14 protein-coding genes are annotated in these 14,363 nt (G+C 71.8%); 9 read left to right on the top strand and 5 right to left on the bottom strand.

From position 1 onward, the window contains the following. Nucleotides 1–10: 10 nt before the first annotated feature. Both WMF39_RS34220 and WMF39_RS34225 read right to left on the bottom strand, forming a co-directional pair. The gene (locus WMF39_RS34220; protein ID WP_437740670.1) at nucleotides 11–769 is read right to left on the bottom strand and encodes a ferritin-like domain-containing protein; all 759 of its coding nucleotides are present in this window, start codon (nucleotides 767–769) and stop codon (nucleotides 11–13) included. Next, nucleotides 766–1,965, bottom strand: coding sequence for a hypothetical protein (locus tag WMF39_RS34225; RefSeq protein ID WP_437740671.1), 1,200 nt, complete (start codon nucleotides 1,963–1,965; stop codon nucleotides 766–768). The genes WMF39_RS34220 and WMF39_RS34225 overlap by 4 nt, the downstream gene beginning before the upstream one ends. A gap of 333 nt (nucleotides 1,966–2,298) precedes the next feature. Between WMF39_RS34225 and WMF39_RS34230 the strand changes: the two genes are divergently transcribed. The 6 genes from WMF39_RS34230 to WMF39_RS34255 all read left to right on the top strand — a co-directional run bounded on the left by WMF39_RS34230 (nucleotide 2,299) and on the right by WMF39_RS34255 (nucleotide 9,418). After that, nucleotides 2,299–3,825 carry a deoxyribodipyrimidine photolyase gene (locus tag WMF39_RS34230; protein WP_437740672.1) on the top strand — a complete coding sequence of 509 codons (1,527 nt, stop codon included), beginning with the start codon at nucleotides 2,299–2,301 and terminating at the stop codon, nucleotides 3,823–3,825. Nucleotides 3,826–4,041: 216 nt separating this feature from the next. Next, complete coding sequence (locus tag WMF39_RS34235) at nucleotides 4,042–4,734, top strand: VTT domain-containing protein (protein WP_437740673.1); 693 nt, start codon at nucleotides 4,042–4,044, stop codon at nucleotides 4,732–4,734. Between the two features lie 143 nt (nucleotides 4,735–4,877). Next, nucleotides 4,878–6,458 (top strand): serine/threonine-protein kinase, encoded by a 1,581-nt coding sequence (locus tag WMF39_RS34240; RefSeq protein WP_437740674.1) that lies wholly within the window; start codon nucleotides 4,878–4,880, stop codon nucleotides 6,456–6,458. Between the two features lie 59 nt (nucleotides 6,459–6,517). Next, nucleotides 6,518–7,456 carry a tetratricopeptide repeat protein gene (locus tag WMF39_RS34245; RefSeq protein ID WP_437740675.1) on the top strand — a complete coding sequence of 313 codons (939 nt, stop codon included), beginning with the start codon at nucleotides 6,518–6,520 and terminating at the stop codon, nucleotides 7,454–7,456. Between the two features lie 199 nt (nucleotides 7,457–7,655). Continuing rightward, entirely contained in the window at nucleotides 7,656–8,081 is a 426-nt protein-coding gene (locus WMF39_RS34250; protein ID WP_437740676.1) for a YciI family protein, read from the top strand. Nucleotides 8,082–8,134: 53 nt separating this feature from the next. Continuing rightward, a complete protein-coding gene (locus WMF39_RS34255) occupies nucleotides 8,135–9,418 on the top strand; it encodes an RNA polymerase sigma factor (protein WP_437740677.1) in 1,284 nt (427 codons plus the stop codon). A 116-nt stretch (nucleotides 9,419–9,534) separates the two neighbouring features. Here WMF39_RS34255 and WMF39_RS34260 read toward each other — a convergent pair whose 3' ends face one another. Together WMF39_RS34260 and WMF39_RS34265 are read right to left on the bottom strand one after the other, a co-directional pair. Continuing rightward, entirely contained in the window at nucleotides 9,535–10,350 is an 816-nt protein-coding gene (locus WMF39_RS34260; protein WP_437740678.1) for a Uma2 family endonuclease, read from the bottom strand. Nucleotides 10,351–10,458: 108 nt separating this feature from the next. Further along, nucleotides 10,459–11,790 (bottom strand): aminotransferase family protein, encoded by a 1,332-nt coding sequence (locus WMF39_RS34265; RefSeq protein ID WP_012239035.1) that lies wholly within the window; start codon nucleotides 11,788–11,790, stop codon nucleotides 10,459–10,461. A gap of 274 nt (nucleotides 11,791–12,064) precedes the next feature. Here WMF39_RS34265 and WMF39_RS34270 point away from each other — a divergent pair, with 274 nt between their 5' ends. Then, nucleotides 12,065–12,508 (top strand): VOC family protein, encoded by a 444-nt coding sequence (locus WMF39_RS34270; protein WP_437748066.1) that lies wholly within the window; start codon nucleotides 12,065–12,067, stop codon nucleotides 12,506–12,508. A gap of 31 nt (nucleotides 12,509–12,539) precedes the next feature. After that, nucleotides 12,540–12,881: an ArsR/SmtB family transcription factor gene (locus WMF39_RS34275; protein WP_437740679.1), complete on the top strand. Its 342-nt coding sequence runs from the start codon at nucleotides 12,540–12,542 to the stop codon at nucleotides 12,879–12,881. A gap of 247 nt (nucleotides 12,882–13,128) precedes the next feature. Here WMF39_RS34275 and WMF39_RS34280 read toward each other — a convergent pair whose 3' ends face one another. After that, nucleotides 13,129–13,605, bottom strand: a complete 477-nt coding sequence (locus tag WMF39_RS34280; RefSeq protein WP_437740680.1) for a MarR family winged helix-turn-helix transcriptional regulator — start codon at nucleotides 13,603–13,605, stop codon at nucleotides 13,129–13,131. Nucleotides 13,606–13,982: 377 nt separating this feature from the next. On the opposite strand from WMF39_RS34280, the gene WMF39_RS34285 reads away from it, so the two are divergent. Next, nucleotides 13,983–14,360 carry a Nif11 family protein gene (locus tag WMF39_RS34285; protein WP_437740681.1) on the top strand — a complete coding sequence of 126 codons (378 nt, stop codon included), beginning with the start codon at nucleotides 13,983–13,985 and terminating at the stop codon, nucleotides 14,358–14,360. The last annotated feature ends 3 nt before the right edge of the window (nucleotides 14,361–14,363 follow it).

Genomic DNA, 14,363 nt, shown 5'->3' on the forward strand with positions numbered 1-14,363 from the left:
CGGCTCCGCGTCAGGCGGCTTGCTGCGGTGTCGTGCTGGTGGGCTCGCCGCGCGCGTCGAGCGCGAGCTTGCTCGACAGCCACGCTCGCACGCGCTCGAGATGGATCGCCTCGTGCTGCTCGGCCACGCGGAACTCGGCGGCCATGTCGTCCTGGCCGTAGGCGATCGCCAGGTCGATGAGCATCCGCCAGCTGTCGTTGTCCGTGAGCTCGGCGACGAGCAACGCCTGCAGGCTCTGCCCGAGGTTGATCCTCGGCTCGACGGCGACCGCGAGGACGCCGGACGACGAAAGGCCGATGACGTCGGCGCCGGGCGTCATCGCGGTCGGATCGGCCCCGAGCCGCTCGATCGCGCGCTTCAGCAGCGCGAAGTGCCGGAGCTCGTCGTCGCGGATCGCCTCGAGGTCGGCGCGCGTCGGGCCTCCCTCGAAGGTCCCCTCCGCGTCGTGCTTGGCGATCAGCGCCTCGTAGAGGCGCGTGCCCGAGCGCTCGAACTGGAGGCGCTCGCCGAGCTTGTCGATGAGGAGCGCGGGGGGCCTGCCCTGGATGAGCTCTCCGGCTGCCTTGACGACCCCCTTGAGGCTCGCCGGCGGCGGCACGCTCCCGACCGTGCCCGACTCCCTCGCGTACTCGCTCCTGACCGCCGCGGCCTCGGCCTCGCTCCCGGGGGAGCTCGGCGGGATCGCCTGCGCAAACTCGATGAGCTCCTTGCTGTCGATGGGAGAGGTCGCGATGCCCGTGGTGTTGGTCCCCATCTTGATCTGTTTCATGGCGTCGCCTCCTTCTGTCCGTCGATCTTCTCGGCGCGCCGCGAGAGCTCGGTGCCCGGCGTGTACCGGTAGCCCGCGGCCACGATCTCGGACGGGGAGCCGGCGGAGTTCATCTGCTGCCGGTAGGCGATCGTCGCGGCGCTCTCCGGGACGACCCTCGGATCGACGATGTCCTCGCCCACGGCGCGGAGCTGCACCTCCGTGGACAGCACGTCGCGCACGAACTGGCGGTGGCTCTTGTGGGAGACCGGGTCCGGGAGCGAGGCGGGGAGGATCTCGGCCGCGTCGCGCCGCTCGATCCGGTTGAAGTGGTCGATGGCCACGTGGAGCTGCCCGAGCTCGTAGTCGAGGAACCGCTCCCAGATCCGCTTCACGCGGGCGTTCTGCTCCTGCTGGAGGCAGCTCCAGTAGTTGTAGACCTCGTTGGCCTCGTGGAGGACCCACTTCTCGAGCCAGGTCTCCTCGGGGTCGATGATCGCCTCGTATTGCGTGACGTGCTGCTCCTCGATCGAGGCGATCTCGGCGTAGAGCAGCCGCGCCACAGGATCCGTGAAGAACGGCCCGACGTTGACGTAGTAGTTGTGCGTCTGCTGCTCGGCCGCCATGATGGTGAGCGCGTTGAGCTTCGTGATCGCGCTCGCGATCCGCCGGTCGTAAGGCGCGCGCACGTCGTCCTCGGGGGCGCGGTGCTCCACCGCGGTCGGACGCCCCGCCGTCACGTCGGTGTACGATTGCAGGATGTTGTTCGCGTCCTTGCCTTCCAGGCGGTCCAGGAGCGCCGCGTAGCGATACAGGTGATCGTAGTCCTCGAGCATGCCGAAGCGATAGACCTGCGCGAGGTACGGGTCCGGCTCGGCGAGCGCCGCGTGCGCGGTGATCTCGATCGCGACCTGCTCGTATCCGATGGTGGTCTCCAGCGGCGACTGATCCGGCGGGTTGAGCCAGTTCACCACCGTGGCCTGGTGGTGATCGACGCGGCGCACCTGGGCGAGCACGCGCCGCAGATCCCGGTTCATGCGCGCGAAGCTGTGCAGGAACCGCACGCTCTCGAGCTCGATGCCGTTCATCAGGATGACGCGCACCCGGGTGAACGCGTCGTCGTCGAGCTTGCTGAACGGCACCTGGACGAGATCACGCCAGTTGAACGACTGGCGGTCGAGCGGTGTCCCCCGCTCTCTCAGGAGATCAAGAGCCATGTTGCCCCTCCTCGCGCGTCGCGCTCGTGCGCCGTGCTGGTGCGCCGATGAACGACCGCTGCGGCGGTACCTGAAGCCGCCTTCACCACGGCGCAAGCGTGGGCATATCCCGAGAGGCCGGGTCCGCGCGCCGGCCTTTCCCACATGAATCCGCCAGACGCATGTGCACGCCCGTGTCCGAGCTGTGCTAGAGCACCGCTCGTCCTGAAGAGAGAGCAGGGCGCCGGGGCCGAGCGAGAGAACCTCGCTTCTCTGGCGTCCTTGGCGCCCTGGCGGCCCCGCCGCCCCGGCCCCGCGGCGGCGCGCTGGCGGGCCGGTCGTGGAGGAGGTGTCGTGATCTCCAGCAGCGTCCCCGAGCTCCGGCTCCGCACCCGCAACGCCATGCCTGTCCGCGAGGGCGGCGACTACGTCCTTTACTGGATGATCGCGAGTCGCCGGACACGGTACAATTTCGGTCTGGAGCGCGCGATCGCCTGGTCGATGGCGCTCGATCGACCGCTCGTCGTGCTGGAGGCGCTCCGGTGCGGTTACCGCTGGGCGAGCGACAGGATCCATCGCTTCGTGATCGACGGCATGGCCGACAACGCGCGCCGCCTCGCGGCGGCCGGCGTCGCGCATCACCCCTACGTCGAGCCCGCCGAGGGGGCCGGCAAGGGCCTGCTCGGCGCGCTCGCGGCGCGGGCGTGCGTGGTGGTCACGGACGACTACCCCTGCTTTTTCCTCCCGCGCATGGTCGCCTCGGCGGCGCGGCAGGCGCCGGTCCGCCTCGAGCAGGTGGACTCGAACGGCCTCTTGCCGATGCGCGCGGCCGATCGGGTGTTCACGACCGCGCGCTCGTTCCGCATCTTCTGGCAGCGGGTGATCGGCGAACACCTCGGCGCGCAGCCGGCGGCCGATCCGCTGAAGCGGGCGAAGCTCCGGCCTGCGGCGCCCCTCCCCCGCGCGATCGCGCGCAGGTGGCCCGCGGCCTCGCCGGCGCTGCTCGGGGGCGACCCTGCGGCGCTCTCCGCGCTCCCCATCGATCACACCGTCCCGCCGGCGCCCTGCCGGGGCGGCCCGGAGGCGGCTGGCAAGGCGCTCGCGCGCTTCGTCGCGGACCGGCTGCCGCGCTACCTGGAAGAGCGCGATCACCCCGACGCCGGCGCGACGAGCGGCCTGTCGCCGTACCTGCACTTCGGCCACCTCGCGGCGCACGAGGTCTTCGCGGCCGTCGCCCGGCGCGAGGGCTTCCGCGTCGAGCGGCTCGGCCGCCCCGGTGACGGCGTGAAGCGGCCGAGCGGCAGCCGCGAGGGGTTCTGGGGGATGAGCGCCTCCGCCGAGGCGTTCCTCGAGCAGCTCGTCACCTGGCGGGAGCTCGGGTTCAACGCCTTCGCGCTCGGGGCGAGCGAGGGAGACGGGCCGCGCCCCTCGTGGAAGCGCGATCCGACCGAGTACGAGTCTCTGCCGGACTGGGCGCTCGCGACGCTCGAGAAGCACGCGCGCGACAGGCGCCCGCGCGTCTACCCGATCGAGGCGCTCGCGGCGGGGGCGACCTACGACCGGATCTGGAACGCGTCGCAGGTCGAGCTCCTCCGCGAGGGGCGAATGCACAATTACCTCCGGATGCTCTGGGGCAAGAAGATCCTGGAGTGGTCGCGGACGCCGCGCGAGGCGCTCGAGATCATGATCGAGCTCAACGACCGGTATGCGCTCGACGGCCGCGACCCGAACTCGACCTCGGGCATCTTCTGGGTGCTCGGCCGCTACGATCGGGCCTGGGGTCCAGAGCGGGAGATCTTCGGCACGATACGTTACATGTCGTCCGAGAACACGGCCCGGAAGCTGCACCTCAAGGAGTACCTGGCGCGCTATACGCCGTAGCGCGCGCGGCCACCGGATGCGCGGGCGGCGCGCCGGGGGGGAGCTCGCCCTCGGGGTTCCGGGAGGCGCTGGGGGCTCACCCGCGGGAGTCGCCCGGCGGGGCAGCCAGCGATGCAGGGCGACTCACCGCCGGCGGCGCCCGTGTGAACGGCGGCGCTGGACGCCGGCGGCGCGCTGGCGGCCGGGGCGCACGCGGGGTTCGACGCGGCCGCCGAGGTGAGCTATCGAGCGGCCGTGGATCTCCTCCGTGAATTTTTCAGCAGGCTGAGGGAGCTCGAGTCGCTGCTCCAGTGGGGCGGCTACCCCGTCCTGATGATCATCATCTTTGCCGAGACGGGGCTGCTCATCGGGTTCTTCCTGCCCGGGGACTCGCTGCTCGTCACCGCCGGGGTGCTGGTCAACGCGGGGCTCATCAACCCGCTCGGATTACCGAACTTCCAGAACCTGCTCCTGATGAACGTCACGCTGATGGCGATGGCGATCATCGGCGACGCGGTGGGCTTCACGATCGGGCGGCGCGCCGGCCCGAAGATCTTCACGCGCGAGCAGTCGCTCCTGTTCCGCAAGGATCACCTGATCGCGACGCAGAAGTTCTACGAGAAGCACGGCGGCAAGACGATCATCCTCGCGCGCTTCATGCCGTTCGCCCGGACGTTCGCGCCGGTCGTGGCGGGCGTGGGGCAGATGCAGTACCGGCGCTTCGCGATGTTCAACGTGGTGGGCGGCGTGCTCTGGGTCTTCTCGATGACCTTCCTCGGCTACTTCCTTGGCAAGGTCTTCGACGCCAAGCAGATCGAGCGGGTCGTCTACCTGATCATCTTCGTCTCCGTGGCGCCGGTCGTCTTCGGGGCGATCAAGCACAGGCTCCAGCAGAAGAAGGACGCCGCGCGGATCGAGGCCGAGCCGTAGGCGCTCTCCGGCGGACGTCGCGAGCGGATCGCGTCGAGTACGTCATCGCGCGAGCCCTCCCGGGTTGAGCGCTCGCGAGCGGCCACCGAGGCCGCCCGCCCCTTGTACTCCGCGCCACCTCCCCGCTACGCTCTCCTCTCACCATGGCGCAGCAGCCCGGCGTCCCCGCTCCCGGCGACGTCCTCGCGGGCAAGTACCGCATCGAGCGCGTCCTCGGCGCGGGGGGCATGGGCGTGGTCTTCGCGGGCTGGGACGTCGTCCTGGAGCGCCGCGTCGCCGTCAAGCTCCTCCTCCCCGAGGCCGCCGCGCTCCCCGACGCCGGCGCTCGATTCCTCCGCGAGGCCCGCGCCGCCGCGGCCCTCGACGGACAGCACATCGCGCGTGTCCTCGACATGGGCACGCTGGGCACCGGCGCCGCCTACATGGTGCTGGAGTACCTGACCGGCGACGATCTCGGCCAGGTGCTCCAGACCCGCGGCATCCTCCCGCTCGCCGACGCCGCCGACTACGTGCTCCAGGCCTGCGAGGCGATCGCGGAGGCCCACGCGCGCGGCATCATCCACCGCGATCTCAAGCCGAAGAACCTCTTCCTCACCCGCCGCCCCGACGGGACTCCCCTCCTCAAGGTCCTCGACTTCGGCCTGTCGAAGTTCACCGCCACAGGCGACTCTGTCAAAGAGGCGAGCCTGACCGCGACGGGCCTCATCATGGGCTCCATCCATTACATGTCGCCGGAGCAGATTCGCAGCCTGAAATACGCGGATGTGCGGACGGACATCTGGGCTCTCGGCGTGATCCTGTATCGCATGCTCACCGGGCGGCACCCGTTCGAGGGCGACAGCATCACCGCGGTCACGGCGGCCATCATCATGGACGCGCCCACCTCCGTCCTGGCCCTGCGGCCGGACCTGCCGCCCGCCGTCGGGGAGCTCGTGGGCCGGTGCCTTGCGAAGGATCCGGGCGCCCGCGTCCAGAGCGTCGCCGAGATCGGCCGCGTGCTCGCGCCTTTCGGGACGCAGCGCGGGCGGCTCTCGTTCGAGAGCATCGACCGGATCCTGCCGGAGCGTGCTTCCCGCGCCGGGTACCCGCCGGTGGGCGCGCCCACCGCGGCGCCCGGCGCGCTCGGCGCGTCCTCGCCCGCGTGGCGTGGAGCGCCCGGCGCGGCCGAGGCCGCGACGGCGCCCATGCCGGACCGCCCGGACGTGCCGTCGTCGCCCGGGAGCGAGGCGGCGGGCACGGCGCACGCGACGCTGCCGCACGCTTCCTGGGGCAACACGACGCGGACCCGGGCGCCGCGCAGCCGCGTGGCGCTGCTGGCAGGCGCCGCCGGCGCGCTCGTCCTGACCGGGATCTTCCTTGCGTGGCGGCTGACGCCGAGCGGGCCCCCGGACAGCGACTCGCCCGCGGCCTCATCGAGCGCTGCGCCCGAGCTCGGGCCTGCGTCCCCCGGCGCCCCCGGCGCGGCCAGCGCCCCCGGCGCGGCCGGCGCGGTGACGGCGACCCCCGTTGCCGCGATCGAGACCGCGAGCGCTGCGCTCGAGGCCAGCGCAGCGCCGGTCGCGAGCGCCTCCCCGGACGCACGAGCGAAGCCAGCGGCATCTTCGACAGCGGCGACACCGCCGGTGAAGGCGAGCGCGAACGCCGTGAGCACGGCCAAACCGCCGTCGTCTTCACAGGTCAGGACGCAGAACAAGACCGAGGATCCTTGGAACAAATGGGACTGAGACGAACAAGAGGTACTCGCGCGATCCGCTGCGCCGCCCTCTGCGCCGCCCTCTGCGCGATGAGCCACCCGGCTTCCGCGCAGCCCAAGGATCCGAAGGCCCAGGCACAGGACCTCTTCGAGCAGGGCCGCGCAGCGGTGGAAGCGCGAGATTGTGCGCACGCGATTCCGCTCTTCCGCCGGAGCCAGGCGACCTATCCGTCGTGCGGCACGCTGCTCAACCTGGCCCAGTGTGAAGCGGACCTCGGGCGCGTGGCGAGCGCATGGCAGCACTTCAAGGAGCTGCTCACCCAGCTGACGCCCGGCGATCCCCGTCTGGCCATCACCCAGCAGCGCATCAGGGAGCTCGAGCCGCGCGTGCCCAAGCTGGTCATCGAGCTCCCGGAGGGCGCACCGGCGCCGACGGAGCTGCTCCTCGATCAAGCGCCGCTGCCGCAGGCCAGCATCGGCAGCGAGCTCCCGCTCGACCCCGGGAACCATGCCGTCGTCGCGCGATGGCCCGGCGGCCGGCAGACCGACGCGCCCGTGACCCTCGCGGAGGGGGCGCGCAACGTCGTGCGCCTCGAGCCGCCGCCGGCCGCCGCGCCGCCTCCGGTCCCCGTACCCGACGCGCCGCAGGCCCCCGCGATCTCCTCGGGCCCGCCCCCCACCCCCGCCGCTCCCTCGAGCTTCAAGCGCACGCTCGGCTTCGTCATCGGCGGCGTCGGCGCCGCGGCCGTGGGCGGGAGCCTCATCACGGGCGGGCTCGCTCTCGGCACGAAGGGTGACCTCGAAAAGGAATGCCCAGATCCCTCGCGGTGCAGCGACGACGGCATGTCCCTCAGCTCGCGGGGCCAGACGCTCACCACCACGAGCACCGTGCTCGGCGCCGTCGGCCTCGTCGGGATCGGCGCTGGCCTTGTGCTCGTCCTGACAGCGCCGGAGCAGCGCAGCTCGGTCGCCCTCGCGCCCGCGATCCTGCCGGGCGGCGGCGGCGCGCTGCTGCGCAGCCGCTTCTGAGGGCCCGGACCGGCGCGGCGGGCGGGCCAGTCGCCACAATCGTCAATAATTACGTACACTTGACAACATCTCAAAAAAAGATCGCCCGGCGTGTCGATCCCGCGCCCCGCCGTTCGTCGTGACGATGAAGCCACGGTTCGCCCCCGGGCAAGAGACCCTCCGGAGCCCAGCTCCACCAAGGAAGCAAGGAGACACGACCATGCGATTCATGATCCTGATCAAGGCCACCAAGGACAGCGAGGCGGGCGTCATGCCGAGCGAGCAGCTCATCACCGAGATGATGAAGTTCAACGAGGAGCTGGTGAAGGCCGGCGTCATGGTCGCGGGCGACGGGCTCCACCCGAGCGCGAAGGGCGCGCGCGTCAGGTTCTCGGGCGACAAGCGGACCGTGATCGACGGGCCCTTCGCCGAGACCAAGGAGCTTGTCGCGGGCTTCTGGATCTGGGAGGTGAAGTCGAAGGAAGAGGCCATCGCGTGGGTGAAGCGCTGCCCCAACCCCATGCTCGAGGACTCCGAGATCGAGATCCGCCAGGTGTTCACGGCGGACGACTTCGGCCCGGCGCTCACGCCCGAGCTCAGGGAGCAGGAGGAGCGCCTGCGGGCGCAGTCGGCCGCGAAGCAGTAGCCACGGCGCGCCCGGGCTTGCGCCGGCGGGGGAAGATGCTCTGATCGGTCGCCGTGACGGCCCCCGAGGTGCATCGCGCCATCCACGCGGTCTTCCGCATCGAGTCGGCCAGGCTCATCGCCGGCCTCGCGCGGATGGTGCGCGACGTCGGCCTCGCCGAGGAGCTCGCGCAGGACGCGCTCGTCACCGCGCTCGAGCGGTGGCCGGAGTCGGGCGTCCCGGACAAGCCGGGCGCTTGGCTCATGGCCACCGCGAAGCGCCGCGCGATCGACGAGCTCCGCCGGAGCAAGCGGCTCGAGCGCAAGCACGAGGAGCTCGGCCACGAGATCGAGGCCCAGCACGCGCTGGCCGCGCCGGATCTGGACGCCGCGCTCGACGATGACGTCGGCGACGACCTCCTGCGCCTCGTGTTCACGGCCTGCCATCCAGTCCTCTCGACCGAGGCGCAGGTCGCGCTCACGCTCCGCCTGCTCGGAGGCCTGACGACCGAGGAGATCGCGCGCGCGTTCCTCGTCCCGGAGCCGACCGTCGCCCAGCGGATCGTCCGCGCCAAGCGGACCCTCGCCGAGGCGCGCGTCCCCTTCGAGGTCCCCCGCGGGGCCGAGCTCGCGCCCCGCCTCTCGTCGGTGCTCCAGGTCATCTACCTGGTCTTCAACGAGGGCTACTCGGCGACGGCCGGCGGCGACTGGATGCGGCCTGCCCTCTGCGAGGACGCGCTCCGCCTCGGCCGCATCCTGGCCGAGCTCGCGCCGAAGGAGCCGGAGGTCCACGGCCTCGTCGCGCTGATGGAGATCCAGGCGTCGCGCTCCAGGGCGCGGGTCGGACCGTCGGGAGAGCCCATCCTGCTCCTGGCTCAGAACCGCGCGCGCTGGGATCACCTGCTGATCCGCCGCGGCCTCGCGGCGCTCGAGCGCGCCGAGGCGCTCGGCGGCGCGCGCGGTCCCTACGCGCTCCAGGCCGCGATCGCCGCCTGCCACGCGCGCGCGCGCGCCGCGGAGGAGACGGACTGGGCGCGCATCGCGGCGCTCTACGCGGCGCTCGCCCAGGTCGCGCCGTCGCCCGTCGTCGAGCTGAACCGCGCCGTCGCGCTCTCGATGGCGTTCGGCCCGGCGGCGGGCCTCGCCGTCGTCGACGCGCTGACCTCGGAGCGCTCCCTCGAGAGCTACCACCTCTTGCCGAGCGTGCGCGGCGACCTCCTCGCGAAGCTCGGCCGCCTCGACGAGGCGCGCGCGGAGTTCGAGCGCGCGGCGTCGCTCACGCGCAACGCGCGCGAGCGCGACCTGCTCCTCGCGCGCGCCGCCGCGTGCGCGGGCGGCTCCGCGCCGCCGTCGCGGTGACAACGGCGGGGTCGGCGCCGCCGTCGCGGTGACGGACTGGCTCCGCGCCGAGGAGCGCTCCCCGAAGGGCGCGGCCCTCGGCCGCCGCCCCTACCGAGCGGCGGACAGCCGCCGGCTCACCCTCGATCCACGGCCGCCGCGAACACCGCCCCGCTCGCCGCCGTCGCCGCGCTGACGAGCCATCGCTCCAGCGCTGCGGGCTCGTCGCACGCGAGCACCCGCGCCTGCACCGCCTCCGGCACCGCGAGCCCCCGCGCCGAGAGCACCGCGAGGATCGCGCGCGCCTGGGTGCGCGCCTCGACCCACTCGTCCGTGAACCGCGCCGCGTCGCGCTCCTCGAACAGCGCCGCGACCGGCACGGCGCCGAGGCCGTGCTTGCCCAGCTCCGGCAGGAGGGGCACCTCCGCGCCCGGACGGTAGGTGATCGACGCCGTCCCAGGCCGCACGACCTCGAGCTCCCGCCGCTCCGCGTGCGCGATCCACACCCACGGCCACTCGTGCTCCAGGTAGAGCTTCACCTTCTCCTCGAGGTAGCGCCTCGACTGCGTGCCCCGGATCTCCACGGCCAGCACCGGCGTGCCGCGGTAGGCGTCGTTCCGCGGCGACGAGAGATCGCCCACCACCACCACGTCCGGCGCCCGCAGCGACGGCCCTGCCGGGTCGCTGAGATCGCAGTACACGTCGGTCATCACCGTGAAGCCCTCGCGCGCGTGCGTGCGGAAGAGGGCGGCGAGGAGCGCCATCACGATGCCATGGATATCCTTGCTCCCCATCTGCTCGATCAGCTCCCCGCGGTGCAGCTCCCACGGGCTGCCGTCGTAACAATCGTCGGGCGTGCCCAGACGGCGGCCGGTCGGGCCGAAATCGCGCAGCTCGATCGGCCCCGTGTTCCGGGGCGGACGGGTCGGCAGGCCGTTCGTGCGTGCAGTCATGCCCACGATCCTAGCACGTCGCCGCGCCCCCCTGCCGGGCGCGCCTCGCGGCAGCCACAGACGTGCTCTTCCGGCGGCCCGTGAAGGGCCGCCTCGCGCCCGAGGTCCTCAGCCCGAGAGCCGCTGATCCGCCACGTCGAGCGCCGCGTCGAGCGCCGCGATCCCCTCGTCGATCTCCGCCTCGCTGATGATGAGCGGCGGCGCCACGAGCAGGTGGCTCACCCACCCCATGAGGGACACCCCGCGCTTCGCCGCCTCGGCGACCACCGCGTCGACCACCAGGGGCCGCCGAGCCGCCTTGTCCTGCGGCACGTTGAACGGCTCCTTGGTCGCGCGGTCCTTCACGAGCTCCACCGCCCAGAACAGGCCGATCCCGCGCACGTCGCCGATCGAGGGGTGCTTCTCCTTGAGGGCGCGGAGCTTCGCGCCCACCACGTCTCCCATCTTCGTCGCGCGGTCGAGGAGGTCCAGCCGGCGATACTCGTCGATCGCGGCGATCACCGGGGCCAGCGTGAGGGGGTGGGCCTCGTAGGTGTGGCCGTGCGCGAACATGTTGTCGTCGAAGTAGTCCGCGATCGCGCGGGAGGTCGCGACGACCCCGAGCGGCGCGGCCGCGTTCGTCACGCCCTTCGCCGTCGTCAGGATGTCCGGCACCACGCCCCAGTGATCGACCGCAAACCACTTTCCGGTCCTGCCCCAGCCGCTCATCACCTCGTCCGCGATGAGGAGCACGCCGCGCTTCCGCGCGACCTCGGCGATCTTCGGCAGGTAGTCGGCCGGCGGGATGAGGACGCCGTTCGTGCCCACGACCGGCTCGACGATCACCGCCGCGACGTTCTCCTCGTGGTCGATCATGTAAGCCAGGTAGTCGGCGCACGCGACGCCGCACTCGGGGTGGCTCCGGCCGAGCGGGCAGCGGTAGCAGTTCACCTCCGGGCCGAACACCACGCCCGGGATCTTGCCGGCCGGCTCGATGAACCAGCGGCGAAAGTCGCCGGTCGCCGCGACCGAGCCCGCGGTGGACCCGTGGTACGACGTGTAGCGCGCGATGATCTTGTGCTTGCCGGTGTAGAGCCGGGCCATCTTGAACGCCGCCTCGTTCGCCTCCGTGCCCGACGTCGCGAAGAAGAACTTGTCGAGCCCCTTCGGCATCACCTCCAGGAGCTTCTGCGCCACCCTGGCCCGCACCTCGCACGTGTGCGCCGGGCTGATGTAGGCGAGCTGCCTCGCCTGCGCGCAGATGGCCTCGATCACGGCCTCGTTCTGGTGGCCGAGGTTCGAGCAGATGAGCTGCGAGGACAGGTCCAGGTAGCGCTTGCCGGACGCGTCCCAGAACGCGCAGCCCTCCGCGCGGGTGACATGGATCGGCTTCCAGCCGCGCTGGGCGCGCCAGGTGCCGTACGTGTGCTTCGTGGTCAGCTCGACGATGTCATCGCTCATGGCAACCTTCGCGGTTCGAGGAGGCGCTCAGCGTAGAGGGTGATCAGACCTCCTCGCACGCGAATTCCCCGGCGCCGCTCGCCCGCTCCCGCGCGCCGCGCCCGCGATTCCGTGCAGCGCGCTCGCGGCGCCGCGCGCGATCCCGTCACCAGGGACGGTCGTGATCCGTCCGTGACCGGGCGAGCTCGCCGCCGTGCCGGTCGGTTGACATATTAGAGCTCACTAATATGATGCGGCGCATGACCACGAGCCACGAGCCCCCGCTCCTCCCCCGATTTCGCCCTACCTGACGGTCGACGACGCCCGCGCGGCCATCGACTTCTACCAGCGCGCGTTCGGCGCGACGGTGGTGGCCGAACAGCCGACGCCGGACGGCAAGAAGCTCATCCACGCGGCCCTCCTGGTGAACGGCAGCCTCGTAATGCTCAGCGACGATTTCCCGGAGCAGTGCGGCGGGGTGAGCCGCACGCCGAAGGCGTTCGGCGGCACCGCGGTGACGCTCCACCTCGATCTACCCGACGTCGACGCGACCTGGAAGCGCGTGGTCGAGGCGGGCGCCAGCGTCGAGATGCCGCTCGCGGACATGTTCTGGGGCGACCGATACGGCATCGTGACCGACCCGTTCGGCCACCGCTGGTCGCTCGCGACGCGGAAGAAGGCGGCCACGCAGGAGGAGCTCGACGCCGGCGCCAAGAAGCACTTCCCCGCGGCAACGTGAGGTCGTGCGACGTGGCGCGAGGTGACGTGAGGTGACGAACGCGCGCTCCCCGGACGCGACGTTCCGCGCGATCGCGGACCCCACGCGGCGCGCGATCCTCGACGCGCTGGCCGGCGGGGAGCGCTCGGTCACCGAGCTGTGCGCGATGTTCGACGTGACCCAGTCGGCGATCTCGCAGCACCTCAGGGTGCTGCGGGACGCCGGGCTCGTCGCGCCCCGCCGGGAGGGGCGCTCGCGGCTTTACCACGTGGAGGCCGCGCCGCTGCGCGCGGTCTACGACTGGGCCGCTCGTTACGAGCGATTCTGGGCGAAGAAGCTCGGCGCGCTGCTCGATCGTGAGGCGGACATCGCGCGCAGAGGGGGCAGATCATGAGACGCGACCTGCGCGCCAACCGCGATCTCCAGCTGGCTGCGCCGGAACTCCGGATCCGCCCGCCCCTCGCCGTCTCCCAGGGTCGAGCGGATGATCACCGGCACGTCCGAGCCCCGCATCGCTCCAGACGAGCGTCACCTCAGGCTCGGCCACGGCGGTGCTCATCGGGGGCAGGGACGACGGCGGCAGACCCCGCCGCCGCTTGCTGCTGCCGTCGAGAAGGACACCACGAGGGCGCGTGCGCGCTTCATTCCTCTCTCCTCCTTATTGATGGAACGGGCGTGTCGTCGATCTCGAGATTGCCGATCATGGCGGCGAGGACATGCCTCGTGGTCTCAAGTTCTGCGGCCGGAATGCCCCGCGTCGCGCGGCGCTCCACCTCGACCACCACGTCCTGTACCCAGTCGTGCTCCGCGATCTGAGGCGTGCAGCGCACGCGGAAGGCGCGCGCATCGCTCTCGTCGGGGTTCCTCTCGACGAGCCCCTTCTTTTCGAGGCGGCCGACGAGGGCCGAGAGCGACGCGGCTGTGATCTGCAGCCGCTCGGCGAGCTCGCGCTGGGTGAGCCCCACGCGCTCTCCGAGCAGCGCGCCGATCAGGCGGAACTCCGCGAGCGTGCCCCCCCGCTCGGCGAGGCGCTCCTGAATCAGCTGCAAGGCGGTGCGATCCACGCGAGCGATCCGCGCGAGCAGCAGCGTGGTGAAGACGGTCAACGTGTCGGTCACCCCAGTAGTTAGTAAGACTAACTAATATTATCAAGTGGGATCGCAGGGCCGGCGAGAGCCCCCTCACCGGGCCGGTGCGTGCGGCGAGGGGACGGCGCCCGGGGTCCTCTCGCCCGTCGGGCGACACCGGCGCCCCAGCAGGTCGGCGAGCCCCCGGGGCGGTGAGAGAGGCGCCGCTGCGCGAGTTGCGCGAGCGCTCGCGCAACTCGCGCGAGGGCGCGCACAACGGGCCTCTCGAGGGCCGCCATCGCCGGCCATTTCGCCTGCCCGCGGCGCTGGCGCGGGACCTGCTTTGGGGGAGGGAGACGACGGACCGCGCGCGGCACGCCGCCGCCGCGGTTCCGCGGCCTCAAGGGGCCCGAAGGAGGTCTGCGCACATGACTGGACAACTCACCACGATCGGTGTTTCGACCACGAACCAGGGGACGATGGCAGGACGCGCGACGAGGAGCGGCGCGCGCGCGTTTCTGGCGCAGGTCGAGGCGGACGAGCGCCTCGCGGAGAAGATGGCCGAGGCCGACGGGGATATGACGCGCATCCTCACGATCGCCGCCGAGGCGGGCTGCCCGTGCACCGCGCAGGAGCTCGCGAGGGCGTACGAGGAGCACGTGCGCGCGCAGCCCGGCGCGTCGGCCTATGACTTCGGGTATCCGGTGGTCTATCTCAGCCTCCGCGCTCCTTCGGACCTGAGCCACGCGGCGGTGTACCTGAGCCTCCGCGCTCCTTCGAGCCCCGGCGCCCAGCTGTCTTCCTGAACG

Origin of the sequence: Sorangium sp. So ce1504 (genome assembly GCF_051521635.1) — a bacterium.
In the GTDB taxonomy this organism is placed as follows: Bacteria; Myxococcota_A; Polyangia; order Polyangiales; family Polyangiaceae; genus Sorangium; species Sorangium cellulosum_B.